Here is a 6,925-nt window from a genome sequence, read left to right as displayed (position 1 = left end):
AGTCAGTTGTCAGTTGTCAGTTGTCAGTTGTCAGTTGTCAGTTGTCAGTTGTCAGCAGTCATTAGGATCGCGAATTAAATAATTTACACATATTTGTGGGATGGGCGTCTCGCCCGTCCAGAAAGGACGGGCGGGACGCCCATCCCACAATCACAATAAAAAATGTAAGTTCTTTAATGTTCATTCCTTAGTCATTAGTCAGCAGTCATTAGTCAGTAGTCAGTAGTTCTTAGTCATTCATTCATTAATTAATGGAACCTGAAATTTTACAGAAGTTACTCGAATCTGTGGCGGCCGGTGATGTTAGCCCGATCGCAGCTTTGGACAAATTAAAGCATTTTGACTTTGAACAAGTCGGCGATTTTGCCAAAATTGACCACCACCGCACCTTAAGAACGGGTTTTCCGGAAGTCATTTGGGGCCCCGGAAAAACACCCGACCAAATTGTTGAGATTATCGGGGCGATGCGGGGGCGAAATCCTGCGGTGATGGCGACGCGAATTGAACCAGAAGTTTTTGAGAAATTGCAGCAAAAAATACCCGAATTGTGCTATTACCAAACAGCTAGAATTTGTGCAATTTCTGATAAATCTTCCACTCGCCAGCGTCCGGGTACTGTGACTATTATCAGTGCGGGAACAGCGGATTTGCCTGTGGCGGAAGAAGCGGCTGTGACTGCGGAACTTTGCGGTTTTGGGGTGCGGCGTTTGTGGGATGTGGGAGTTGCCGGCATTCACCGCTTGCTGAGCAACCGCCACGTGATTGCTGATGCTGATGTGTTGATTGCAGTTGCGGGTATGGAAGGTGCTTTGGCGAGTGTGGTTGCGGGTTTGGCGGATTGTCCGGTGATTGCTGTGCCGACAAGTGTCGGTTACGGCGCGAGTTTTGGCGGGATTGCTCCTCTTTTAACTATGCTCAATTCTTGTGCGGCTGGTGTGGGTGTTGTAAATATTGATAATGGCTTTGGGGCGGCGATTTTGGCTTGTCAAATTCTCAGAAGTGCCGATCGAGTGGGGAGAATAGAAGAGGGCGAATAGAAGAAAGAGCGGGCGGTTAAAATTGCGTTATTTTCGTTACACCGCGGAGGCGGACGCAAGTTTATGTAGACGCGGTTTCAACCGCCGTCTTATTTTTCTTCCCAACAGATGGGAGCTAAATAATACAGGCGGTATGATTCAAAGGGATTTGATATTACTTACTTGTTAGCCAAATCGGATAACCAGAAGAATCCTCAGCTTTCAACTTTTGCGCCTGATAACTCTTGCTAGTCCAGTTAGCTACTGTTTGCAGACTTTCGGCCAAAAAATTTTCGCTACCAAACGCTTCAAAGCCCAAAGTCCACGACGCAGTGCCGTTAATATTTAACTGCGTAATTTCTACAATGCAGCCTTGGGGAATTGGGGCTTCGACAGGCACAGACATTAGCGCACCCGGGGCAGAAACTTGGTAAAGACGCTGGGCTCGCTTTTTCTTCACCTTTACCCACTTTCCAGTTGCGATGGTATCTGCCGGTAGTGGCGCCATCGTGTCGGCACATATCCACTTCAGCCATTTCTCGGCTTTGCCTTCCCAGCGGTTGCCGAACTGCATCACCCCCAATTCTGCCTGCCGCCACTTTACTTGTAAATTTTTCCCGCGCAGTTTGACTCCCAAGTAGTCACAACTAGGTATCAGCAAATATAAATCTTCTCGCTCTTCAGGCGGGGATAGATACCCGCCCAGACTCTCGCTTCCAAACCATTGCCCGATCGGTTTTGGCAGCGCACCGCTATTAAACCACCGCATTTCCAGACTGGCCCGCATAAATTTTTCCTCCGTTCTTCCACAATTTTCGTCAAACCCAGACTGGATTTGCTATAGTATCAACTTTTTCGCCTCTCAACTCTATCCTCCCCCCTCTGGGGCCGTGAGTCTACTCTCCGCCGTCACAGGATTTTTGATTTTTGATTTTTGATTGGGGAATGACTGATTGTATAAGGGTTTCGAGCTTGCCCGCCCGTTGCATTTTTGGGAAATTGGTCTTTGAATGGCACGCTTTGAAAAAAAAAACTCACAATCCTTTACATATCTTCATTAGTCTGTTACATTTATTTACAGTACACCAAAAACAACTTAGGAAACCAAAATGACTAATAGAGGCCTACTCTTGGATAACGACGGCAAAATGAACAATTTTGCGATCGAGCCGCAAGTATACGTCGATGACGAACCCCGCACCGGCTTTACTCCCTACGCAGAACGCTTAAACGGTCGCCTCGCGATGATCGGTTTTGTTTCTCTCTTGGCTTTAGAAGTTTCCACCAAGCACGGACTGATTACCTGGCTAACTCACTTGTAATTATTTTGATAAAAATTAAGCTTTACGGCTATGGCTTGCCAGGTATTCACAAATGGCGATCCATAGCTTAACTATTTTTAGGGTAAGGTTTGGTGAGACAATTTAAATTAAATATTTTAGTGTTACCCGATCGATAAAATAATGCTCAAACGAATTGCAGCAATACTTCTGGTGGTTTTAAGCCTCAGCTTGACCGGTTGTGTGTCTAAAGTCACCGGACTCAAAAGCTACGTTGATACTGGCGACGGCTATCAATTTCTCTATCCTAACGGCTGGCTGCCGATCGCCGTTTCTAACGGCCCCGATGTGGTGTTGCGGGATTTGATCCAGCAAACCGAGAACGTCAGCGTGGTGATCAGTCCAGTGGTGGGGAACAAAACTCTGGCAGATTTGGGAACGCCGACGGATGTAGGATACAAGCTTAGTAAAAGTGCGATCGCCCCGCCTGACTCGGGCCGCGAAGCTGAATTAGTCAATGCAGAAGCTAGGGAATCGCGATCGAAAAATTATTACCTTTTAGAATACGCTGTCAAACTCCCAAACCAACAACGGCACAACTTAGCCAGCGTAGCAGTCAGCCGCGGCAAACTATTTACGCTGAACATTTCTACTACCGAAGAACGTTGGCCGAAAGTTAAAGAAGCTTTTGAGAAAGTTGTTAAATCTTTCTCGGTTTATTAGTTATTAGTTATTGGTGATTAGTTATTGGTTATTAGTTATTAGTTTGAGATCCAACAAATAACTAATAACAAACCACAAATAAATAACAAGTAACAAATAACTAATAACCACTGACTAATCACTTCTTAACTTATGAAAACACCAACTTTTGTATTAGCCTCAGCTTCCCCAGCCCGCCGCAGCCTGCTAAACAGTGCGGGTATTCAAGCGGTGATTTGCCCCAGCGACTTTGATGAAGGGCAAATAAAAATGAGGGATGCTACTAAATTAGTGCAAGTTTTAGCAGAAGGAAAAGCTGACGCTGTAGCTGGTTTTTTGTTGGCTAATTCTCACCCAAAAATTCCCAATCCCAAATCGTGTTTGGTGTTGGGATGCGATTCAATTTTGGTCATTGATGGTGAAATTCACGGCAAACCGAAGGACGCCCAAGAAGCAATCTCGCGCTGGCAAAAAATGCGCGGTAAAGTTGGCGAACTTTATACTGGTCATGCTTTAATTGATACTAGGTTTGATAACTTGAATGACGCCATGGAGCGATCGCTCATTCGCTGTCAAGTTACAAAAGTTCATTTTTCCCAAGCGAGTTCGCGCCAAATTGCGGCCTACGTCGCTACGGGAGAACCTCTCGCCTGTGCAGGTTGTTTCGCGCTTGAAGGTAAAGGTGGGTTTTTTGTGGAAAAAATCGAAGGATGTCACACAAATGTGATTGGTTTGAGTTTGCCTTTGCTGCGGCAAATGCTCGCTGAAATGGGATATGATGTGACGGATTTTTGGCAATCTTAAAAAACCCGGTTTCTGGCCACCCGCGAGTCATCTAAGAAACCGGGTTTTTTCGGGTTTCTGCGCTGTCACCAATTATTCTGGTAAAAACCCGGTTTCTGGCTACCCGTGCGTAATCTAAGAAACCGGGGTTTTTCGGGTTTCTGCGCTGTCACCAATTATTCTGGTAAAAACCCGGTTTCTGGACACCCGCGAGTCATCTAAGAAACCGGGTTTTTTCGGGTTTATACGACTGTAGCGAACATTCTGACAAAAACCCGGTTTCTGGCCCACGCATCAAAACCTTCATAACCGGGGTTTTTTCACAAATTTTATCCCAGGGCGATCGTACTATCCACAACAGAAGTAAATTGAAGTTGAGCAGGCGACACATCTTTTACCAAACCCAAAATATTGCCGGTACTAGCTTCTCTAATTATCGTCGCCTTAGTATCGAGCACTCTAAAATCAAGAGTTCGCGCCTGTCCCGGAGGAACAGGCCCACTGCTATCGTAATCTCTAGCATCACCAATTCTTAAAAACTTTTCGGTCAAAACAATATCATTTCGCGTCAGTCCTCCCGCCAATCCGATGATATCTCCTTGCGCTGGATTGTAATCGAGAATAAAATCGGCTGGCACTTGGTCTATGTTAGCAGGAAAAGTCCCAGCAGGACGCGGCTCGTCTGAACCAATGTTACCCGAAGTTGCTCCCGATTCTCTTCTGAGGACAAATAAATCTGCACCTTCTCCTCCCCAAAGTTTGTCAACTCCAGCATCACCAATTAAAGTATCGTTGCCGCTGTCTCCTAGTAAAGCATCATTGCCTTGGCCACCTCGCACAAAGTCATTTCCCGTGCCTCCATAGGCGTAGTCATCGCCTTGATTGCCGCTGAGAACATCGTTGCCACATTCTCCGTAAAGTATGTCAAAATCTTGACCGCCGCGAATAGTATCACTGCCACAACCTCCGATTAAAGTATCTCTGCCGCTGTTACCGTTCATCAATTCGGCACCAGCGGAACCTCTGACAAAATCGTTGCCGGCTAAAGCGCGCAAACCTCCGGGAGTGTTGCGGAGAATTCCGTTGGCTAATTGAACTATATCGTCATTGAGAGTAAGGTCAAAAAAGTTGGGATCGCTGGGATTTGGTAATGGCGCTGTGATTAATCTGATGTTTGGGGGATCGGGAATAATTGGATCGGAATCGATAGCTAAGGATTTAATTTGTTCGACGTTTGTTTCTAACATTTTAGATTTCTCCTGATTTGATTGATTTTGTTGACATTCTGATGTTAACAAAGGTTCCAATTAACCAATCTGCGTAAATCTGCGGTTTAAAACATCAAATTACGGTCAAAATTGTCATAAATTTTCCTGCAACAAGCCAAGCTTATTGACATACGGCTTGCCAAATCCGCAAATATTTTGAACTCTGGGCCAATAATTCTCGGGATCGCGTAATGTATTACCCGTCAGCAGTCAGTGTGGGAGAACCAACAGACTGCCAAATGTCATCAAACCTTGAGTAAGGTCAGGAATCGTTAATATGCAAGACACTGCGATCGAATTTATTAAAGCCAGAGAAATCCTCGACTCCCGCGGTCGCCCTACCATCGAAGCTGAAGTGTATCTAGCCAATGGTGTTGTTGGGCTCGCCCAAGTCCCCAGCGGTGCGTCTACAGGCTCTTTTGAAGCCCACGAACTCCGCGACGACGACAAAAGCCGTTACGGCGGTAAAGGAGTCCTGAAAGCCGTTGCTAACGTCGAACACAAAATTTCCCCCGCTTTGGCTAATCTGGATGCGATCGACCAACCATTAATCGATCGAACCATGATTGACTTGGACGGTTCCCCCAACAAATCTAACCTCGGCGCCAATGCGATTCTCGGAGTCTCCCTCGCCACAGCAAAGGCTGCCGCCGAGACTTTACAAATACCCCTTTACCGCTACTTGGGCGGCGCTTTGGCTAACGTTTTACCCGTACCTTTGATGAATGTCATCAACGGCGGTTCCCACGCCGACAACAACGTAGACATTCAAGAGTTTATGATTGTACCGGTGGGAGCGCCTTCTTTTAAGGAAGCTTTGCGCTGGGGTGCAGAAGTATTTGCTAGTCTGGCGAAAGTCTTGAAAGACAAAAATTTGCTGACTGGTGTGGGCGATGAAGGTGGTTTTGCTCCTAATTTGGGTTCCAATCAGGAAGCTTTGGATTTGTTGATGATGGCAATTGAAAAAGCTGGTTACAAACCGGGCGAACAAGTTGCTTTGGCTTTGGATGTTGCTGCTAGCGAATTTTACAAAGATGGAAAGTACACCTATGACGGTGTGGCTCATTCCCCAGCAGAATTAATTGATTATTTGGATGGTTTAGTGAGTCAATATCCGATCGTTTCCATTGAAGATGGTTTGCATGAAGACGATTGGGATAGTTGGGTGGCGCTGACTCAGAAAATGGGCAGCAGAGTTCAGTTGGTGGGTGACGATTTGTTTGTGACTAATCGCACGCGCTTGCAAAAAGGAATTGATTTGAAGGCTAGCAATTCGATTTTGATTAAGCTGAATCAAATTGGTTCTTTGACTGAGACTTTGGATACGATCGACTTAGGGAAGCGGAACAGCTATCGATCGGTCATCAGCCACCGTTCCGGTGAAACTGAGGATACCACGATTGCTGATTTAGCTGTGGCGACTCGCGCCGGTCAAATCAAGACTGGTTCTCTGTGCCGCAGCGAACGGGTTGCTAAGTATAACCGTTTGTTGCGGATTGAGGACGAATTGGGCGATCGGGCAATTTACGCTGGCACGATCGGTTACGGGCCGAAATAACACTCGGTAATCGGTAATCCTCGTTCCCAGGCTTTACACCTTGGTGACAACTTAACTCAAACCGATCGTCTCTCTTGTTGGTATCAAAGTCTAGATTCCCCCTAACCCCCCTTAAAAAGGGGGGGACAAGAAGTATTCAAAGTCCCCCTTCGATCGGGGGATTTAGGGGGATCGGGCCTCAGCGACAAACGAGATTTATCAATAACCAGGTCAAACGTAGTCAGATATGGCTGTTTACCAGCAAGGCTCGATCCCCCCTAACCCCCCGATCGAAGGGGGGGACAAGAAGCATTCAAAGTCCCCCTTCGATCGGGGGAT

Annotated in this window: 7 protein-coding genes; 5 read left to right on the top strand and 2 right to left on the bottom strand. The window is 46.4% G+C overall.

Features of this window, described 5'->3' with window-relative positions; genetic code table 11:
* Positions 1–251 precede the first annotated feature (251 nt).
* Complete coding sequence (larB, locus tag QT974_RS28720) at positions 252–1,037, top strand: nickel pincer cofactor biosynthesis protein LarB (protein WP_333471794.1); 786 nt, start codon at positions 252–254, stop codon at positions 1,035–1,037.
* Between the two features lie 154 nt (positions 1,038–1,191).
* On the opposite strand, the gene QT974_RS28715 is transcribed toward larB, so the two are convergent.
* Complete coding sequence (locus QT974_RS28715) at positions 1,192–1,803, bottom strand: hypothetical protein (RefSeq protein WP_333471793.1); 612 nt, start codon at positions 1,801–1,803, stop codon at positions 1,192–1,194.
* Between the two features lie 322 nt (positions 1,804–2,125).
* Here QT974_RS28715 and QT974_RS28710 point away from each other — a divergent pair, with 322 nt between their 5' ends.
* From QT974_RS28710 to QT974_RS28700, 3 genes are all read left to right on the top strand, one after another.
* Positions 2,126–2,338, top strand: coding sequence for a high light inducible protein (locus tag QT974_RS28710; protein WP_333471792.1), 213 nt, complete (start codon positions 2,126–2,128; stop codon positions 2,336–2,338).
* A gap of 141 nt (positions 2,339–2,479) precedes the next feature.
* Positions 2,480–3,019, top strand: coding sequence for a photosystem II reaction center PsbP (gene psbP, locus QT974_RS28705; protein ID WP_333471791.1), 540 nt, complete (start codon positions 2,480–2,482; stop codon positions 3,017–3,019).
* 132 nt (positions 3,020–3,151) lie between these two features.
* The gene (locus tag QT974_RS28700) at positions 3,152–3,802 is read left to right on the top strand and encodes a Maf family protein (protein ID WP_333471790.1); all 651 of its coding nucleotides are present in this window, start codon (positions 3,152–3,154) and stop codon (positions 3,800–3,802) included.
* A gap of 308 nt (positions 3,803–4,110) precedes the next feature.
* Here the strand turns inward: QT974_RS28700 and QT974_RS28695 are convergent, their stop codons facing one another.
* The gene (locus QT974_RS28695; RefSeq protein WP_333471789.1) at positions 4,111–5,028 is read right to left on the bottom strand and encodes a calcium-binding protein; all 918 of its coding nucleotides are present in this window, start codon (positions 5,026–5,028) and stop codon (positions 4,111–4,113) included.
* A gap of 298 nt (positions 5,029–5,326) precedes the next feature.
* On the opposite strand from QT974_RS28695, the gene eno reads away from it, so the two are divergent.
* The gene (gene eno, locus QT974_RS28690; protein ID WP_442933220.1) at positions 5,327–6,607 is read left to right on the top strand and encodes a phosphopyruvate hydratase; all 1,281 of its coding nucleotides are present in this window, start codon (positions 5,327–5,329) and stop codon (positions 6,605–6,607) included.
* The last annotated feature ends 318 nt before the right edge of the window (positions 6,608–6,925 follow it).

The organism is Microcoleus sp. BM001215392 (assembly GCF_036700185.1).
Lineage (GTDB): Bacteria > Cyanobacteriota > Cyanobacteriia > Cyanobacteriales > Microcoleaceae > Microcoleus.
The sequence above is the reverse complement of the archived record's forward strand: the minus strand, read 5'-3'. Positions and strand labels throughout refer to the sequence as shown.